This is a genomic window from Streptomyces sp. 1114.5, from assembly GCF_003635085.1.
GTDB lineage: Bacteria > Actinomycetota > Actinomycetes > Streptomycetales > Streptomycetaceae > Kitasatospora.
Map to the genome: position 1 here is coordinate 1,880,871 of NZ_RBXE01000002.1, position 15,567 is coordinate 1,896,437.

Genomic DNA, 15,567 nt, shown 5'->3' on the forward strand with positions numbered 1-15,567 from the left:
GCCCCCGGAACCCGCTGGCCGTGAAACTGCGCGCCGTGACGCCCCGCACGCTGCGCGCCCGACTGATCGCCGGCCTGCTGGTGCTGCTCGTCGTCACCTGCGCCGCCGTCGGCTTCGCCACCACCGCCGCGCTGCGCCACTTCCTGGTCGACCGCCTCGACCAGCAGCTCGCCGAGTCCGGCGGCCGCTACGCCGCGAGCCTGGAGCACGCCGGCCAGGGCGTCGGCCCCGACACCCGGGCGCAGACCCCGGGAACCCTCGGCGTACGGCTGCTCGGCGGCCGGATCACCGCGGCGGGCGTGGTCGACGGCGACGCCGACGACGCGGACGCCCCCGACGACGAGGACGACCGGGTCACCTTCACCCCCGCCCAGCAGCGGCTGCTGGCCGCCCTGCCGGTCGGCGGCACGGCCGGCACCCTCGACCTGGGCGACGCCCAGGGCCACTACCGGGTACGGGCGGTCGCGGGCCGGGACGGCGACGTGCTGGTCAGCGGACTGCCGCTGCGACCGGCGGAGGACACCGTCCGGCGGCTGGAGACCCTGGAGCTGACGGTCTTCGCGATCGCCGTCGCGGCGGCCGGCTCGGCCGGGGCGCTCTGGGTCCGCTGGTCGCTGCGCCCGCTGCGGCGGGTGGTGGGGATGGCCGAGCGGGTCAGTGCGATGCCGCTCGCCAGCGGTGAGGTCCTGCTGGCCGAGCGCGTCCCGGACGACGATCCGCGTACCGAGGTCGGCCGGGTCGGCGCGGCGCTCAACCGGATGCTCGGCCACGTCGGCGACGCCCTGGCCCGCCGCCACACGGTGGAGGAGCGGCTGCGCGCCTTCGCCGCCGACGCCAGCCACGAGCTGCGCACCCCGGTCGCGGCCGTGCGCGGCCACGCCGAGCTGGCGCTGCGCCACCCCGGGCCGGTGCCGGCGCCGGTGCGGCACTCGTTGGAGCGGATCGACGCCGAGGCGGTGCGGATGGGCGCGATCGTCGAGGACCTGCTGCTGCTCGCCCGGCTGGACGCGGGCCGCCCGCTGGCCGCGGAGGAGGTGGACCTGACCAGGATCGCCCTCGACGCCGTGGCCGACGCCCGGGCCGCCGGGCCGGGGCACCGCTGGCGCCTCGTACTCCCCGAGGACCCGGTGCTGGTGCGCGGGGACGGGCACCGGCTGAGCCAGGTGGTGGCCAACCTGCTGGCCAACGCCCGCACCCACACCCCGTCCGGCACCGGGGTCGAGCTCCGGCTCCGGCGCGAAGGGGACGGCGGTCAGGCCGAGTTGAGCGTGACGGACGACGGCCCGGGGATCGCGCCTGACCTGGTGGGCCGGGTCTTCGAGCGCTTCGTCCGGGGCGACCGGGCCCGCTCCCGGGCCACCGGCTCGACCGGGCTCGGGCTGGCGATCGTCCGGGCCGTGGTGCGGGCGCACGGCGGCACGGTGGAGGCGGCCAGCCGGCCCGGCCGTACGGTGTTCACCGTCCGCCTGCCGTGACCTCTCCTGCCGTGACCTCTCCTGCCGTGGCCTCTCCGGTCGTGACTTCCCCGGTCGTGCCCCCGCCGTCCGTTGCGGCGGTGCCCGTCGAAACGCCGACAGGCGCGGCGGTGGCCGTGCGGAAGCGCTGGCGGTAGTCGGTCGGCGTGGTGCCGAGCCGGCGGCGGAAGGCCCGGACGAGGGTGTCCGTGCTGCCGAACCCGCAGGCGGCGGCGATGCGTTCCAGCGTGGCGTCCCCCGACTCCAGCTGGTGGCGGGCGCGTTCGACCCGGGCCGACTCGACGTAGGCGTTCGGGGTGGTGCCCAGCTCGGTCTTGAAGATCCGGGTCAACTGCCGTTCGCTGACGTGGGCGTGGGCGGCGAGGTCGGGGACGGTGAGCCGGCCGGTGAGGTTGCGCAGGATGTGGTGGCGCAGCTCCTCGACCCGCCGGGTGGTCGAGACGGGTTCCAGCGGGACGCTGAACTGGCTCTGACCGCTGGGGCGTTTGAGGTACATCACCAGCTGACGGGCGACCCGCAGGGCCAGCTCCTCGCCGAAGTCCTCGGCGACCAGGGCGAGCGAGAGGTCCAGGCAGGCGCTGATCCCCGCGCCCGTCCACACCTCGCCCTGGCGGATGAAGATCGGGTCGGCGTCCACCTCGATCTGCGGGTGCTCGGCGGCGAGTTGGCCGGCCGTCGACCAGTGCGTGGTGGCGCGCTTGCCGTCCAGCAGTCCGGCCGCGGCGAGCAGGTGCGCGCCGACGCAGACGCTGGCCACCCGGCGCGAGCGGGCGGTCAGTGCGCGGACCCGCTCGACCACCGCCGGGTCGGTGAGCGCACGGACCCGGCGGAGGTCGTCCACCTCGACCGAGCCGGGCACCAGCAGGGTGTCGATCCCGCTCCCGGCGGCCTCGTCGAAGGTGAGGTCGGGCAGGATGCGCACGCCCGCCGCGGTGGTGACCGGCGCGGTGGTCTCGGCGGCGAGGACGACCCGGTAACCGGTCGCGTCCCCGGTTTCCCGCCGGACCAGCGAGAACACCTCGGGCGGCCCGGTCACGTCGAGCAGGTCGACGCCCTCGAACAGGACGATGACGATCAGCCGCCGGGCCGGTTCGGCTTCCATGAGTGCCCCCTCGATCTGCGGCACCGCTGTCGGACCGCTGTCGGACCCGACACCGGAGTCGATGTCGGAATCTGCATGTTAGATGGCATTGCGGACACAGGAGCACCGGCCGTAGCGTTTTCGAAGGCCGCCGCACCAGGCGTGACCTGCAGAAACCCTCCTCCGGAACGCGAAAGGCGGCACCACTGTGCCCACGACGACCCTGCGCACCCTCAACGGACTCGACGAGAAGCCCGCATCCCTCGCCGACTCGACCCTGATCCTGATCGACTACCAGAACACCTACGTGCGCGGCGTGATGGAACTGGAGGGCTGGCAGGAGGCGCTGGACGCCGCCGCCGACCTGCTCGCCCGGGCCAGGGCGGCCGGCGCCACCGTCATCCACGTGATCAACGACGGCGGCGAGGGCACCCCGTACGACATCCGGGCCGAGATCGGGCAGATCCACCCGAGCGTGGCGCCCGCCGAGGGCGAGCGGGTGGTGGTCAAGACGGTCCCGGACGCCTTCGTCGGCACCGAGCTGGGCGAACTGCTGGAGGCGGCCGGCCACCAGGACGTCGTCATCGCCGGCTTCATGACCCACATGTGCGTCACCTTCACCACAGCCGGCGCCTTCCTGCGCGGCCACCGCCCGACCGTCGTCGCTGCCGCCTCCGCGACCCGGCCGCTGCCGTCGGCGGGCACCGAGCTGACCGCCGCCCAGGTGCACCGGAGCGCACTGGCGACGATCGGGGACCTCTACGGCGTCGTCGTGGAGTCGCCGGCCGACCTCGCCTGACGCCACCGGGTCGTCCCGGCCCATCCGCCGGACAGGCCCATGGGGCGTGTCCGACAACCCGACACCTCGTGGTGGCTCAGGGCGTGGCCGGGCGGGCCGGGCTCCGGCGGGGTTGCCGGGGAAGGGGGAGGGTCAGGGCCTCGGGGGAGGCGGGCGGGAGGGTGAGGGCGGAGGCGGTCTCGGCGGGCAGCGGGTGGAGGCCGAGGAGGGCGGTGGTGAGGCGGGTGGTGGCCCGGTGCCAGTCGGGGACGCGCTGCAGCATGGCGTGGCCGCTGCCGGTGACGGTGTAGCCGCAGACGCGGGCGCCGGCGGCGCGGCTGCGGGCGGCGAAGGCGCGGGTGTCGGCGGGCGGGGTGACGGTGTCGCGGTCGCCGTGCAGCATCAGCACGTCCCGGCCGGCCAGCTGTTCGCACGGGTCCTGGGCCGGGCACCAGGGGGCGAGGGCGATCAGGCCGGTGACGGACGGGTGCCCGCCGGCCTGCAGCGCGGCGCGTCCGCCCATCGAGTGGCCGATCAGGACGGTCGGCACCGGCCCCAGCTGCGCGGCCAGTTCGTCGAGCGCGGCGACCGCGTCCCGGGCGGCATCGGCGCGGGGGCCGTTCCAGCCGCGGTGGCGGTAGCGGACGGTGCCGACGGCCACCTCGGCGCCGACCGTCGCCCGGGTGAGCGCGCGCAGGAAGCCGTGCATCCGCAGCAGCGGGAGGTTGAGCAGGCCCGGCCGGTCGAGGTTGTGCTCCTCGCCGCCGTGCAGCACCAGGACGGCGGCCCGGGCCCGTTCCGGGCGGATCCGCCAGTGCAGCGCCCGGTGTCCCACCGCGCTGTCCGCCGCCGTACCGCTCACTGCCGCACCGTCCCGTCCGTCCCGCCGCATCGTCCGTAGCCCGTAGCCCGTAGCCCGTAGCCCGGCCGTCCGCCGTCGCTCGTCCGCCGTCCGTCCTCCGGACCGCCACTGTAACGGGGCGGACGGACGGATCGTTCACCCGAGGGAACCATCCCGGACACCGGGCGCGGGCGGCAGGGTCGGCCGCCTGCTATCCACGAAGGGCGGGGGGCCTGCGGCGCCCGCTCGTGGCGCCGTGTCACCGAGTGGAGGACTCCGTGGCTCAGCAACTCGCACTCTCCGTCGACTTCGGGTCGGGCTTCACCCAGGCCTGGTCCAAGATTGCGAAGGTCATTCCGCAGTTCATCGCCTTCCTGGCGATCCTGGTCATCGGCTGGTTCGTGGCGAAGGCCATCGCCAGGCTGCTCGACCGGGTGCTGCGCCGGGTCGGTTCGGAACGGGTCGCCGCGCGGTCCGGGGTGGCCGCCCGCCTGGCCGGCTCGAAGTACGACATGACCGGCATCATCTGCAAGGTCGTCTACTACATCGTCCTGCTGATGGCCCTGCAGCTGGCGTTCGGCGTCTTCGGCCCGAACCCGATCAGCGTGATGATCCACAGCATCGTCGCCTGGCTGCCCCGGGCCATCGTCGCCGTCGTGATCATGGTGGTCGCGATGGCCATCGCCAACGGCGCGCGCGACATCGTCGGCAACTCGCTCTCCGGCGCCTCGTACGGCCGGACGGTCTCCACCCTGGTCTGGGCGTTCATCGTCGGCCTCGGGGCGATCGCCGCGCTGGGCCAGGCCGGGATCGCCACCGCGATCACCGGGCCGGTGCTGATCGCCGCGCTCGCCACGATCGCCGGGGTGCTGGTGGTCGGCGTCGGCGGCGGTCTGATCATGCCGATGCGCCAGCGCTGGGAGCGGTGGCTGGACAGCGCCGAGCAGGAGACCGCCCGGCTGCGCGGCAGCGCCTACCAGGCCGGCCGCACCGACGCCCTGGCCAACCAGCCGATCCGGCCGACCACCCAGACCGGCCCGGGCGCCCCGCCGGCCCCGGGCATCGACCCCGGCGAGAGCCGCTGACGGGGGTGCGGGGGCTTCAGACCTCCAACAGGCCCTGCTCGCGCACCAGCCAGCAGATCGCGGTCAGCCGGAGCACGGCGTAGTCGTAGCCGACCGGCTCCCGCCAGCCGATCTCGATGAGCGCGTCCAGGAAGCCGAGCGCGTAGTCCGCCAGTTCCTCACGGTCCAGGGGCCGGGGCGCCAGCTCTGGCCCCTGCGCGTACAGCAGCTCGCGCAGCATCGCCGCGTGCTGGTCGACCGCCGCGACGAAGCCGGGCTCGAAGGCGAACTCGGCCAGCCGGGGCGTGAACGCCGTCACGATGCCGGGCAGCGGGCAGCCGGCCGGCTCGCCGGGGGAGCGCCGGAAGGATTCGTCGGGGGTCGCGAACATCCGTCCACGGTAGGCGAGCCCGGCGGCGGGATCGCAACGCCGTGACGCTTCCGTGCTGAGACCTTGGCCACCCGCGCCCGGTGGCCGGTACGTTCCGTGGTCCGGCCGGTTCCCTGCGTCCACGGACCGGTGGTCTGCACCAGAATGGCCCGCATGGATCTTCGCATCTTCACCGAACCCCAGCAGGGCGCGAGCTACGACACCCTCCTGAAGGTCGCCCGCACCGCCGAGGAACTCGGTGCCTTCAGCGCCTTCTTCCGCTCCGACCACTACCTGAAGATGGGCAACGTCGACGGCCTGCCCGGCCCCACCGACGCCTGGATCACCCTGGCCGGGCTCGCCCGCGACACCAGCACCATCCGCCTGGGCACCCTGATGACCGCCGCCACCTTCCGGCTGCCGGGCGTCACCGCGATCCAGGTCGCCCAGGTCGACGCGATGAGCGGCGGCCGGGTCGAGTTCGGCCTCGGCGCCGGCTGGTACGAGGCCGAGCACACCGCCTACGGCATCCCCTTCCCCAAGGAGAAGTTCGGGCGGCTGGAGGAGCAGCTGGCGATCATCACCGGCCTGTGGAACACCAAGCTCGGCGACACCTTCGACTTCGCCGGGCAGTACTACACGCTGACCGACTCGCCCGCGCTGCCCAAGCCCGCCCAGGACCGCATCCCGGTGCTGGTCGGCGGCCTCGGCCCCAAGCGCACCCCGGCCCTGGCCGCCCGCTTCGCCGACGAGTTCAACCTGCCGTTCGCCTCGGTGGACGACTCCGCCGCCCAGTTCGGCCGGGTCCGCGCCGCCGTCGAGCAGGCCGGGCGCCCGGCCGACGCCCTGGTCTACTCCAACGCCCTGGTCGCCTGCGTCGGCCGGGACGACGCCGAGGTGGCCCGCCGGGCCGCCGCCATCGGCCGGGACGTGGACGAGCTGAAGGCCAACGGCCTGGCCGGCACCCCGGACGAGGTGGCCGAGAAGATCGGCCGGTACGCGGCCGTCGGCAGCGAGCGGATCTACCTGCAGATCCTCGACCTGGCCGACCTCGACCACCTGGAGCTGATCGCCACCCGGATCGCCCCGCAGCTCGGCTGACGAACGGGAGCAGGCCGGCGCCCGACCGGCCGATTCCGTGTGGGCCGGGTCCCGACCGGCCCGTTGCGTGCAGGCCGGTTCCGTGACGGCCGGGTCCGGAAACGGGCCCGGTCCTGCAACAGGACCGGCCCGGCCGGGCCCGCCGTGACCTCCGCCCTTTACTCGCTCTTGGGAATGCGCCATGCTCCTGAGCAGGCGAACGGCGGGGGGAGAACCGGTGGGCGGGACGAGAACGGTGCGCGCGGCGGCGGTGCCACGGGTGCCGCCGCCGCGCCCCGCCGGGGACCGCGTCGTCCTGCCGCCCGCGCACGATGCGCCCGTCCTGCACGAGCTGCGCGGCCCCGGCCCGGCGGCCCTGCGCTACCCCGCCGGGGACCTGCTGGTCGTCACCGGCCTGCCCGGCAGCGGCAAGAGCACCCTGATGCGCCGCTGTGTGCGCGCCCCGATGATCGACTCCCAGCTGGTGCGCGAGGAGTATGCGGCCCGGCTGCCCGGCCGCCTCCCGTACGCGCTCTACCGCCCGCTCGCCCGGCTCGCGCACTACCGGCGGCTGCGCCGCGCCGTGCTGGCCGGCGGCCCGTTGGTGGTGCACGACTGCGGCACGCTGCCCTGGGTGCGGGCCTGGCTCGCCCGGGCCGCCGCCGGGCAGGGCCGCCGGGTGCACCTGCTGCTGCTCGACGCCGACCCGGCCGAGGCGCTGGACGGGCAGCGGCGGCGCGGGCGCACCGTCTCCCGCTACGCCTTCGCCCGGCACCGGGCCGTGGCGGCCCGGCTGCGCGAGCGGATCCTCGGGGCCGGGCGGCTGCCGGCCGACTGTGCGTCCGCCGTGGTACTCGACCGGGCCGCCGCGCGCGCCCTGCGGGAGATCGACTTCACGGCGTCGTAGTCTCGGCGAGTCCGCGCCGGGCACCGCGCCGGCGGGAATCGTCGGACCCGCCCTGGCCCGCCGGGCGTGGTCGAGACTCCGTCAACTCCCCTGTCAGGAGCGCTGATGCGTCGTTCCGTCCGGGTGCGCTCGCGTGCCCCCCGCCTGTTCCCCTGTGCCGCGGCGCTGGTCGCTGTCGCCGGCCTGAGCCAGTTCGTGGCACCGGCGACGGCCCCGCAGCGTGCCGCCGTCGCCGTGGCCCCGACGACCGGGTGCGAGGCCGACGTAGCCTCCGAGGGCAGCACGGCTGTCGGGGCCGCCGCCCGCAGGTCGGCCGGGAGCCAGGCCGGGAAGGACCCGAACGCCGTCACCGCCGCCACGGCCCGGGCGATGCAGGCCGACCTCGACGAGCGCCTTGCCCGGCTCCGCGCCGCCCGTACGGAGATCGGCGCCGCGACCACCGTCCCGGTCTACCTGCACGTGATCCACGCCGGGGACGCCGGGAAGCTGGACGCGGGCGCCGTCGCCGCCCAGATCGACCACCTCAACGCCACCTACGGCGGCCAGGGTGAGGGCAACACCCCGACCCCGTTCCACTTCGAGCTGGCCGGCACCGACTGGACCGACAACGGCGCCTGGTACACCGGCATGACCCCCGGCTCGGCGGCCGAGCAGGCGATGAAGACCAGCCTGCGCAAGGGCGGCCGGGGCACCCTCAACCTCTACACCGCCCGGCTCGGCCAGGGCCTGCTCGGCTGGTCGACCTTCCCGAACGCGTACCAGGCCAACCCGACCGACGACGGCGTGGTCGTGCTCGACGCCTCCCTGCCCGGCGGCTCCGCCACCCACTACGACCAGGGCAACACCGCCACCCACGAGATCGGCCACTGGCTCGGCCTCTTCCACACCTTCCAGGGCGGCTGCCTGGCCCCGGGCGACTACGTCGACGACACCCCGTCCGAGCGCAGCGCCGCCTTCGGCTGCCCCGCGGGCCGCGACACCTGCCCCACCCCCGGGCTCGACCCGATTCACAACTTCATGGACTACAGCTACGACTCCTGCATGAGCCGGTTCACCCCCGGACAGGTCCAGCGGATGGCCAACTCATGGGCCGCATACCGCAGTTGAATCGGTAGTAGCTGACCTCCCCGAGCCGGGTCCGGAGGGGGTCGACCGGGCGCCCCGACCGGCGCACCGTCCAGCACCAATCAGCACCGTGCAGCACCAACCAGCACCAACCAGCAGCAGGAGCAACCGAAGGAGCAGGGCATGAGTGCCATTCCCCGGATCGTCGTCGGCGTCGACGGCTCGCCCGCCTCGGAGCAGGCGCTGCGCTGGGCCGTCGACTACGCGAAGGCCGTCGGCGGGACGATCAGCGCGATCGCCGCCTGGGAGTACCCCGCCTTCTACGGCTGGGCCGGGCAGGGCGTGCCGACCGTCGAGACCTTCAACCCCGAGGAGCTTGCCGGCAAGACCCTCTCCGGGAGCGTCGCCAAGGTGGTCGGGGACGACCCCGGCGTGCGGATCAGCGAGACCGTGATGCCGGGCAGCGCGGCCACCGTCCTGCTGGAGGCGGCCAAGGGTGCGGCGCTGCTGGTGGTCGGCAGCCGCGGCCTCGGCGGGTTCTCCGGCGTGCTGCTCGGCTCGGTCAGCCGCCACCTCACCGAGCACGCACCGTGCCCGGTCGTCGTCGTCCGGGAGGGGCAGGCCGCTCACTAGCAGACCCGGGCCGGTCGTCGCCGGGCCGCCGTGCGGGAGAGGATGGAGACATGCCAGAAGGTGACTCCGTCTACCGCGTGGCGGCCCGGCTGCACGAGGCCCTTGCCGGGCAGCTGCTGACCAGCGCCGACCTGCGGGTGCCCGCGCACGCGACCGCCGAACTCGCCGGGCGCCGGGTGCTGGAGGTCGCCCCGCGCGGCAAGCACCTGCCCACCCGCCTCGAAGGCGGCCTCACCCTGCACACCCACCTGCGGATGGACGGCCGCTGGGAGGTCTACGGCCCCGGCGAGCGCTGGACCGGCGGCCCCGCCTGGCAGATCCGCGCCGTCCTCGCCACCGACCGGGGCACCGCCGTCGGCTACCGGCTCCCGGTCGTCGAGCTGCTGCGCACCACCGACGAACAGCGCGCCGTCGGCCACCTCGGGCCCGACCTGCTCGGCCCCGACTGGGATCCGGTCGAGGCCGTCCGCCGCCTCCTCGCCCACCCGGGCCGCCCGGTCATCGAAGCCCTCCTCGACCAGCGCAACCTGGCCGGGATCGGCAACGTCTACGCCAACGAGCTGTGCTTCGTGGCCGGTGTGACGCCGTGGACCGAGGTCGGCCAACTCCCGCACCCCGACCGGCTGGTGGAGCGCGCCCGGCAGATGCTGGAGGCCAACAAGCTGCGCCCGGGCCACATCACCACCGGCGACACCAGGCCCGGCTACCAGCACTGGGTCTACGGCCGGGCGGGCCGGCCCTGCCCGCGCTGCGTCACCCCCGTGGTGACCGGGCGTCAGGGCGCGCCCCCGCAGGACCGCTCGGTGTTCTGGTGCCCGTACTGCCAGCGCGGGCCCGCCCCGGAGGCGGCCCGCCGGAGCAGGGGGCGTTCGCGGGGGCGGTGATCCGGGCAGTGCGTCGGCCGGTCAGGCCTGTTCGACCAGGGCGGGGTGGCGGGGGTCGTCCATCCGGATGGTGAGGTCGGCGAGTTCGGCCGGGACGGTCTCGGCCTCGTAGCGGGCGAAGGCCGGGAGGGTCCACTGCTGGTCGGCAGGGGTGCGGCGGGCCAGGGCGGCCGGGGTGACGGCGAGGTGGACGCTCAGGTCCAGCGGCAGCCAGCGGCCCAGCAGCAGCGGGCCGTCCAGCAACAGCACGCCGTTCGGCGGTAGTTCGACGTACGGGGCGCGGGTGGCGCGGTCGGTGACCGGGTCGCGCAGGGAGGGCAGCACGCGGCCGCTGCCGCCCGGCTCCAGCGGGTCGAGGACTTCGCGCAGCAGGGCGCCGTCGTCCAGCCAGAGGTCGTGGAAGGCGTCCGCGTCGTGGTGGCCGTACTCCAGCCGGATCGAGGCCGGGCGCAGGAAGTCCGCCGCCGAGACCCGCAGCGTCGGCCGGCCGCGCAGCCGCAGCGGTTCCACCAGGGCGTCGGCGAGGTCCCCGGGCCGGGCGGCCCCGGCGCCGTCCACGGCCACCCGCAGCCGGCGCCCGGCGGCGTCGGGCAGCGCGGTGATGCGGTCGGCGAGCAGTTCGGCCAGGTTGTCGGGGGAGATCGGGCGGATCCGCATCGGGTCGTCCTGCCGTTTCGTGGAGTCGTTCGGCTCGGCTTGTTTCAGGCTCAGCTCGCGGAGCTCAGCTCGGCTCAGTTCAGTTCAGTTCAGATCAGTTCAGCTCGGCTCGGCTCAGCCGAGCGGGAGGGCGTGCAGGACGTCGTCGTGGCCCGCGTAGAGGTGGACCGCGTCGGAGGCGAGGGTCCAGACGTCCCGGCCCGGGCCGGAGTCGCGGAAGGTCCAGACCGGCTCGCCGGTGGAGGTGTGGATCGCGGTGACCCCGCCGGCCGCCGTGCCCGGGACGAACAGCGTCCTGCCGGCGACCACCGGATGGCTGCGGCGGTCCAGCAGGAACGGCAGCCGGCAGGACCACAGCACCGCACCGGTGCTCGCGTCGTGGCAGGTGACGATGCCCTGGTCGCGGGCGACGTACACGCGGGGGCCGTCGGGGACGGGCGGCAGCGCCCGCCAGGACTCGCCCCGGGCGGGGGAGTAGGTCCAGCCCGGCTCCCCGGTGGGGCGGAGCATGCGCACCCCGCCGTTTCCGTCGGGCACGTAGACCTCCTGCGGGCCGGTGGCGCACCAGCGCAGGTCCTCGTCGCCGCCGGCGGTCCACAGCTGGCGGCCGGTGGCGGCGTCCCGGGCCACCAGCTCGGCCCGGTTGCCGAGGAAGCGGACGCAGGCCAGGAGGTTGGCGCCGGTCGTGGCGGGGGTGATCGGCTGCTCCTCGGTGTCGGTGGGGACGTTCCACAGGAAGCTGCGGTCGGCGACCCTGAGCGCGAACAGGCGGCTCTGCGGCCGGCTGTCGACCTCGTGGGGGTAGCTCCAGGAGTGGCCGTAGAGGACGCCGCGGTCGTAGCCGCTGAGCCGGGTCTGGTGGCCCTGCAGCTCTTCGGGCAGCGGCAGGCTCCAGTCGGCGGCGGGGTCGGTGAAGTGGCGGGCTTCGAGGTGGCCCTCGTAGGTGGTGGTGAAGAGGCGGTCGGGCCCGATCACGACCTTGCCGAGCATGTCGAGGTCGCTCGGCCAGTCCCGGGTGGCCGGCGGGTCGAAGACCAGCAGCCGGGCGGCGGTGCCCTGGGCCGGGTCGAGGACCTGCAGGCCGCTCTTGGACAGGTAGACCGGGCGGCCCGGCGGGTCGGTGAGCCGTTCCGGGGTCATCGCCTCGGGCCCGCGGTAGGTCCAGACCGGAGTCGGCCCGGAGAGCGCGGTGGGCTCGGGCCTGGACGGCTTCGGCGCGGGCAGCGCATCGCCCGCACCCGAACGGCCGAACGCCCACACGGCCGCGCCCGCCGCGAGCACCCCGGCCCCGATCAGCACCCGGCGCCGGTCCAGCCACGGCCCGTCCCCGCCGCCCCCGATGACGTCGCCGGGTGCCTCGCCCCCGTCGCCGGCCTCCCCGTCCCACTCCCACGAAGCCCCGCGCGCAGCCCCCTCGGACGACGGCGACTCCATACCGCTCCCACTTCCCCACCGGCGGCGGCCTCGCCCCACCACTCGCCCGGAGGATATCGAACAGCCCCCGAACCGTCCGGAACCCGCACAGCGCCGGTACTAGGCTGTGCCACACAGTCGGCGCCCGGCGCCCGGCACGCAGCACCCAGCACGCAGGCCCGCCCAGCAGCCCAGGGGAGGTACGCCGTGACGGCCGAGATGATCGCACCCGAGTGGATGCATCGGCAGATCACCAGTGAGCAGTACGACTCCTGGACCGACGAGCAGTGCGCGGGCATCGAGATCGTCGACGGGATGGTGGTCGTGTCCCCGAGCGCTTCCAAGCGGCACAACCGGCTCGCCCGGTTCCTGGCGAACGCCCTGGACGAGGCGGGCGGCGCGGAGTGGAACGCCGACACCGACTTCGACGTCCGGCTGCAGGACGTGCCGCTGAACAACCGTCGCCCGGACGTGGTGGTCTACCGGGCGGACACGATCGACGAGTCGCCGACCAGGCCCGACCACGTGCTGCTGCTGGTCGAGGTCGTCTCTCCCGGCTCGGAGACCACCGACCGCGTGGTCAAGCTGGACCAGTACGCCAGGGCGGGCATCCCGTTCTACTGGCGGGTGGAGCAGGCCGCCGGCCGGGTGCCGATCGTCCACACCTACGTGCTGGACGCGGCCGAGGGCTCCTACCGGGCGGGGGAGCTGTTCACCGGGCTGGTCAAGGCCGTGGCGCCGTACCCGGTGGAGGCGGACCTCTCCGGGCTCTGAGGGCTCTGAGGGCTCGGAGGGTTCTGAGGGCTCTGAGGGCTCGGAGGGTTCTGAGGGCTCGGAGGACACGGCCCTGTCCGGCGGCCGTCAGGGCTGCTTCGGGGGTGGTCGGCGAGGTCGGCGAGGACGTCGGCGTGACAGGGAAGCGGGGCGCACCAGCAGCCGAGGCGGTGGCCGCGCAGGGGTGGGACGAGGGCGAGCAGGTCGGGGCGGGCTAGGAGGTAGGCGCGGTACTCGGCGACCATCTGCTCGCGGGTGAGGTCGGGGCCCGGGCGGTAGGGGGAGTGCAGGGGGGATTCTGCGAGGTGCCAGCCTCCGCGGTGCACGGCCCGGCCGACGTAGACGACGTCCTGGTAGTCGGGGTCGTCGCGGTGGCCCTTGAGGTTGACCACCGTGGTGCGGCCATGTGCGCTCTGCCTGGCATCGTGCATGGCGTCCATGCTGGTGCAAGCGGGGCGGCCCGGCAGCCGGAGCGGGGCGGGCTCGCCTTGACACGGTTCCGGGCCCGGCGTAGCAAAAGAGCATGCGCCATCCGCATGCGACCGGTGGGGCCCCTGGGGCGCGGTCCGGGCCGGACCGGCCGTGGGAGCCCGGCTCCGGCGTGCAGGCACGCGGGGCGGTGCCCCGCTCCGTCCCGGAGACGGCCGGGCAGGCGGAGCACCGGCGGGACGAACTGCTCGCGCAGGCCGTGCGCCGGGTGCTCGGGTCCACCGGGGCGTACGGCGCGATGGTGCACCTGCGCTCGCGGGACCGCCGCTCGCTGGTGCTGCGCACGATCGCGGGGGTGCCGCTGTCGGTGATGAGCCCGTTCCAGCGGATCGCGGCGGCGGGGCCGCTGCCGATCGCGGTCTGCTTCCGGACCGGGCACCGGATCCTGCTGTCCGACAGCGAGGACGTCATGCGCCGCTTCCCGCAGCTCGCGGTCGGCCTGCCGTACGACTTCGCCTCCGCCTGCGTGGCGGTCTCGTACGGGCGCGAGCGGTTCGGGGTGCTGAGCGTGCTGTGGCCCGCCTCGGACGAGGGGGTGCCGGAGCCGGCGGTCCCGCTGCTGGATGCCGTCGCGGACGAACTGGGCGGCGGGCTGGCGGAGTTGGAGCCGGCCGGGCAGTCGGTGGAGCCCGGTGGCGAGGCGGCCGTGGTCGAGCTGCCGCCGCCGTCGGTGCCCACCACCCGGGTCGGGCTGTTCGACTGGAACGTGGCCACCGGGGCGCTCTCCGCCGACGCGCAGTTCCGGGAGATCTTCGGCTTCGGGCCGGGGGAGTTCGACGGCACGGTGGCCGCCCTGAACCACCGGGTCGCCCCCGGGGACCTGCCGGAGTTCCGGGCCGCCGCCCGGACCGCCCTGGAGCAGGGCGAGGTGCTGGCGGCGCGGGTGCGGGTGCTCGGGCCGGACCGCGTGCCGTACCCGGTGGAGCTGTGGGCGCGGGTGCCCGCGGCGATCTCCGACGGCCGGGACCACCTGGTCGGCGCCGTCCTGGACCTACGGAGCCTGACCGCCGCCGCGGCCGCCGCCGAGCGGCTGCGCGAGGGCGTGTTCACGCTCGACCTCGACGCCCGGATCACCTACGCCAACCGCGCCACCGAGCCGCTGCTCGGGGCCCGCCGCGAGGACCTGGTCGGCCGCCACCCCTGGGAGGTGCTGCCCTGGCTCGCCGACCCCTTCTACGAGCACCGCTACCGCGCCGCCCTGGTCTCCCAGCGGCCCACCGTCTTCCTGGCCGCCCGCCCGCCGGGCGGCTGGCTCGCCTTCTCGCTGTACCCGGATTCGCACGGCGTCACCGGCCGGGTGGTCTCCGCCGAGTCCGGGGCGGAGGCGGAGTTCGGGGCGGAGCCCGGAACCGAGGCCGTGTCCGGGCCCGGTGGCGCCGAGGCACCGGCCGTCCCGCAGGCCGACCCGGCGGAGGTCACCCGCGCCGGCCTCGGCGGCACCCACCACCTGCTCCAGCTCGCCAGCGCGCTCACCGAGGCCGTGACCGTGCGCGACGTCTGCCGGGCGGTGTCCGACGAGATCCTGCCGGCCTTCGGCGGCCAGGAGCTCGCCATCTACGCGGTGCGCGACCAGCGCCTGAACCTGGTCTCGCAGGCCGGCTACCCGGACGGCTTCCTGGACAGCTTCGAGGGCACCCCGATCGACGCCAGGGTCCCCGGGGCGGAGACGCTCAGCACCGGCACCCCGATCTTCTTCGAGTCGGTGCGCGACCTCGCCGCCGCCTACCCCGGCCTGGCCCTGGACGAGATGGGCGCCTGGGCCTTCCTGCCGCTGATCGCCTCCGGCCGCCCGGTCGGCAGCTGCATCCTCGGCTTCGACCGGCCGCGCCCGTTCAGCGCCGAGGAGCGCGGACTGCTGACCGCCCTGGGCGGCTTCATCGCCCAGGCCCTGGAGCGCGCCCGGCTGTACGACGCCGAGTTCGCGCTCGCCCGCGGCCTGCAGCAGGCGCTGCTGCCGCACCGGCTGCCCGAGGTGCCCGGGATCCGGACCGCCGCCCGCTATCTGCCCGGCACCCAGGGCATGGAGATCGGCGGCGACTGGTACGACGTGATCGTC

The 15,567-nt window shown here is 75.0% G+C and carries 16 protein-coding genes; 10 read left to right on the forward strand and 6 right to left on the reverse strand.

The window, feature by feature from the left end:
• The first annotated feature begins 26 nt into the window (after positions 1 to 26).
• Positions 27 to 1,475, forward strand: coding sequence for a cell wall metabolism sensor histidine kinase WalK (locus tag BX285_RS31300; protein WP_121179104.1), 1,449 nt, complete (start codon positions 27 to 29; stop codon positions 1,473 to 1,475).
• Here BX285_RS31300 and BX285_RS31305 read toward each other — a convergent pair.
• Complete coding sequence (locus BX285_RS31305) at positions 1,456 to 2,577, reverse strand: GlxA family transcriptional regulator (RefSeq protein WP_121178964.1); 1,122 nt, start codon at positions 2,575 to 2,577, stop codon at positions 1,456 to 1,458. The genes BX285_RS31300 and BX285_RS31305 overlap by 20 nt on opposite strands.
• A gap of 187 nt (positions 2,578 to 2,764) precedes the next feature.
• Between BX285_RS31305 and BX285_RS31310 the strand changes: the two genes are divergently transcribed.
• Positions 2,765 to 3,355, forward strand: coding sequence for an isochorismatase family protein (locus tag BX285_RS31310; protein ID WP_121178965.1), 591 nt, complete (start codon positions 2,765 to 2,767; stop codon positions 3,353 to 3,355).
• Positions 3,356 to 3,431: 76 nt separating this feature from the next.
• Here BX285_RS31310 and BX285_RS31315 read toward each other — a convergent pair whose 3' ends face one another.
• On the reverse strand, positions 3,432 to 4,196 hold the full coding sequence (locus BX285_RS31315) for an alpha/beta hydrolase (protein ID WP_259470866.1): 765 nt from the start codon (positions 4,194 to 4,196) through the stop codon (positions 3,432 to 3,434).
• Positions 4,197 to 4,453: 257 nt separating this feature from the next.
• Here BX285_RS31315 and BX285_RS31320 point away from each other — a divergent pair, with 257 nt between their 5' ends.
• Complete coding sequence (locus tag BX285_RS31320; RefSeq protein ID WP_097234812.1) at positions 4,454 to 5,260, forward strand: mechanosensitive ion channel family protein; 807 nt, start codon at positions 4,454 to 4,456, stop codon at positions 5,258 to 5,260.
• A gap of 16 nt (positions 5,261 to 5,276) precedes the next feature.
• Here the strand turns inward: BX285_RS31320 and BX285_RS31325 are convergent, their stop codons facing one another.
• Complete coding sequence (locus tag BX285_RS31325) at positions 5,277 to 5,630, reverse strand: DUF6401 family natural product biosynthesis protein (RefSeq protein ID WP_121178967.1); 354 nt, start codon at positions 5,628 to 5,630, stop codon at positions 5,277 to 5,279.
• A gap of 153 nt (positions 5,631 to 5,783) precedes the next feature.
• On the opposite strand from BX285_RS31325, the gene BX285_RS31330 reads away from it, so the two are divergent.
• The 5 genes from BX285_RS31330 to BX285_RS31350 all read left to right on the forward strand — a co-directional run bounded on the left by BX285_RS31330 (position 5,784) and on the right by BX285_RS31350 (position 10,178).
• Complete coding sequence (locus tag BX285_RS31330; protein WP_121178968.1) at positions 5,784 to 6,710, forward strand: LLM class F420-dependent oxidoreductase; 927 nt, start codon at positions 5,784 to 5,786, stop codon at positions 6,708 to 6,710.
• Between the two features lie 181 nt (positions 6,711 to 6,891).
• The gene (locus tag BX285_RS31335; RefSeq protein ID WP_097234810.1) at positions 6,892 to 7,596 is read left to right on the forward strand and encodes an AAA family ATPase; all 705 of its coding nucleotides are present in this window, start codon (positions 6,892 to 6,894) and stop codon (positions 7,594 to 7,596) included.
• Positions 7,597 to 7,701: 105 nt separating this feature from the next.
• Complete coding sequence (locus BX285_RS31340; protein WP_121178969.1) at positions 7,702 to 8,703, forward strand: zinc metalloprotease; 1,002 nt, start codon at positions 7,702 to 7,704, stop codon at positions 8,701 to 8,703.
• A 141-nt stretch (positions 8,704 to 8,844) separates the two neighbouring features.
• Positions 8,845 to 9,294 carry a universal stress protein gene (locus BX285_RS31345; protein ID WP_097234808.1) on the forward strand — a complete coding sequence of 150 codons (450 nt, stop codon included), beginning with the start codon at positions 8,845 to 8,847 and terminating at the stop codon, positions 9,292 to 9,294.
• Positions 9,295 to 9,344: 50 nt separating this feature from the next.
• Positions 9,345 to 10,178: a DNA-formamidopyrimidine glycosylase family protein gene (locus tag BX285_RS31350; RefSeq protein WP_121178970.1), complete on the forward strand. Its 834-nt coding sequence runs from the start codon at positions 9,345 to 9,347 to the stop codon at positions 10,176 to 10,178.
• 21 nt (positions 10,179 to 10,199) lie between these two features.
• Here the strand turns inward: BX285_RS31350 and BX285_RS31355 are convergent, their stop codons facing one another.
• Both BX285_RS31355 and BX285_RS31360 read right to left on the reverse strand, forming a co-directional pair.
• Positions 10,200 to 10,835 carry a uridine kinase gene (locus BX285_RS31355; protein WP_097234806.1) on the reverse strand — a complete coding sequence of 212 codons (636 nt, stop codon included), beginning with the start codon at positions 10,833 to 10,835 and terminating at the stop codon, positions 10,200 to 10,202.
• Between the two features lie 114 nt (positions 10,836 to 10,949).
• Positions 10,950 to 12,269 carry a PQQ-binding-like beta-propeller repeat protein gene (locus BX285_RS31360; RefSeq protein WP_121178971.1) on the reverse strand — a complete coding sequence of 440 codons (1,320 nt, stop codon included), beginning with the start codon at positions 12,267 to 12,269 and terminating at the stop codon, positions 10,950 to 10,952.
• A 186-nt stretch (positions 12,270 to 12,455) separates the two neighbouring features.
• Between BX285_RS31360 and BX285_RS31365 the strand changes: the two genes are divergently transcribed.
• Complete coding sequence (locus BX285_RS31365) at positions 12,456 to 13,022, forward strand: Uma2 family endonuclease (protein WP_121178972.1); 567 nt, start codon at positions 12,456 to 12,458, stop codon at positions 13,020 to 13,022.
• Here the strand turns inward: BX285_RS31365 and BX285_RS39590 are convergent.
• Positions 12,941 to 13,462: a DUF4326 domain-containing protein gene (locus BX285_RS39590; protein ID WP_398901529.1), complete on the reverse strand. Its 522-nt coding sequence runs from the start codon at positions 13,460 to 13,462 to the stop codon at positions 12,941 to 12,943. The genes BX285_RS31365 and BX285_RS39590 overlap by 82 nt on opposite strands.
• A gap of 161 nt (positions 13,463 to 13,623) precedes the next feature.
• Between BX285_RS39590 and BX285_RS31375 the strand changes: the two genes are divergently transcribed.
• Positions 13,624 to 15,567, forward strand: a 1,944-nt coding sequence (locus BX285_RS31375; RefSeq protein ID WP_121178974.1) for a GAF domain-containing protein, incomplete at its 3' end; no start/stop codon positions are given.

Bases quoted from the DNA above. Each gene is read 5' to 3' on its own strand.
- BX285_RS31305 (WP_121178964.1), bottom strand. From the start codon at position 2,577: ATGGAAGCCGAACCGGCCCGGCGGCTGATCGTCATCGTCCTGTTCGAG.
- BX285_RS31325 (WP_121178967.1), bottom strand. From the start codon at position 5,630: ATGTTCGCGACCCCCGACGAATCCTTCCGGCGCTCCCCCGGCGAGCCG.
- BX285_RS31330 (WP_121178968.1), top strand. From the start codon at position 5,784: ATGGATCTTCGCATCTTCACCGAACCCCAGCAGGGCGCGAGCTACGAC.
- BX285_RS31335 (WP_097234810.1), top strand. From the start codon at position 6,892: ATGCTCCTGAGCAGGCGAACGGCGGGGGGAGAACCGGTGGGCGGGACG.
- BX285_RS31340 (WP_121178969.1), top strand. From the start codon at position 7,702: ATGCGTCGTTCCGTCCGGGTGCGCTCGCGTGCCCCCCGCCTGTTCCCC.
- BX285_RS31345 (WP_097234808.1), top strand. From the start codon at position 8,845: ATGAGTGCCATTCCCCGGATCGTCGTCGGCGTCGACGGCTCGCCCGCC.
- BX285_RS31350 (WP_121178970.1), top strand. From the start codon at position 9,345: ATGCCAGAAGGTGACTCCGTCTACCGCGTGGCGGCCCGGCTGCACGAG.
- BX285_RS31355 (WP_097234806.1), bottom strand. From the start codon at position 10,835: ATGCGGATCCGCCCGATCTCCCCCGACAACCTGGCCGAACTGCTCGCC.
- BX285_RS31360 (WP_121178971.1), bottom strand. From the start codon at position 12,269: ATGGAGTCGCCGTCGTCCGAGGGGGCTGCGCGCGGGGCTTCGTGGGAG.
- BX285_RS39590 (WP_398901529.1), bottom strand. From the start codon at position 13,462: ATGGACGCCATGCACGATGCCAGGCAGAGCGCACATGGCCGCACCACG.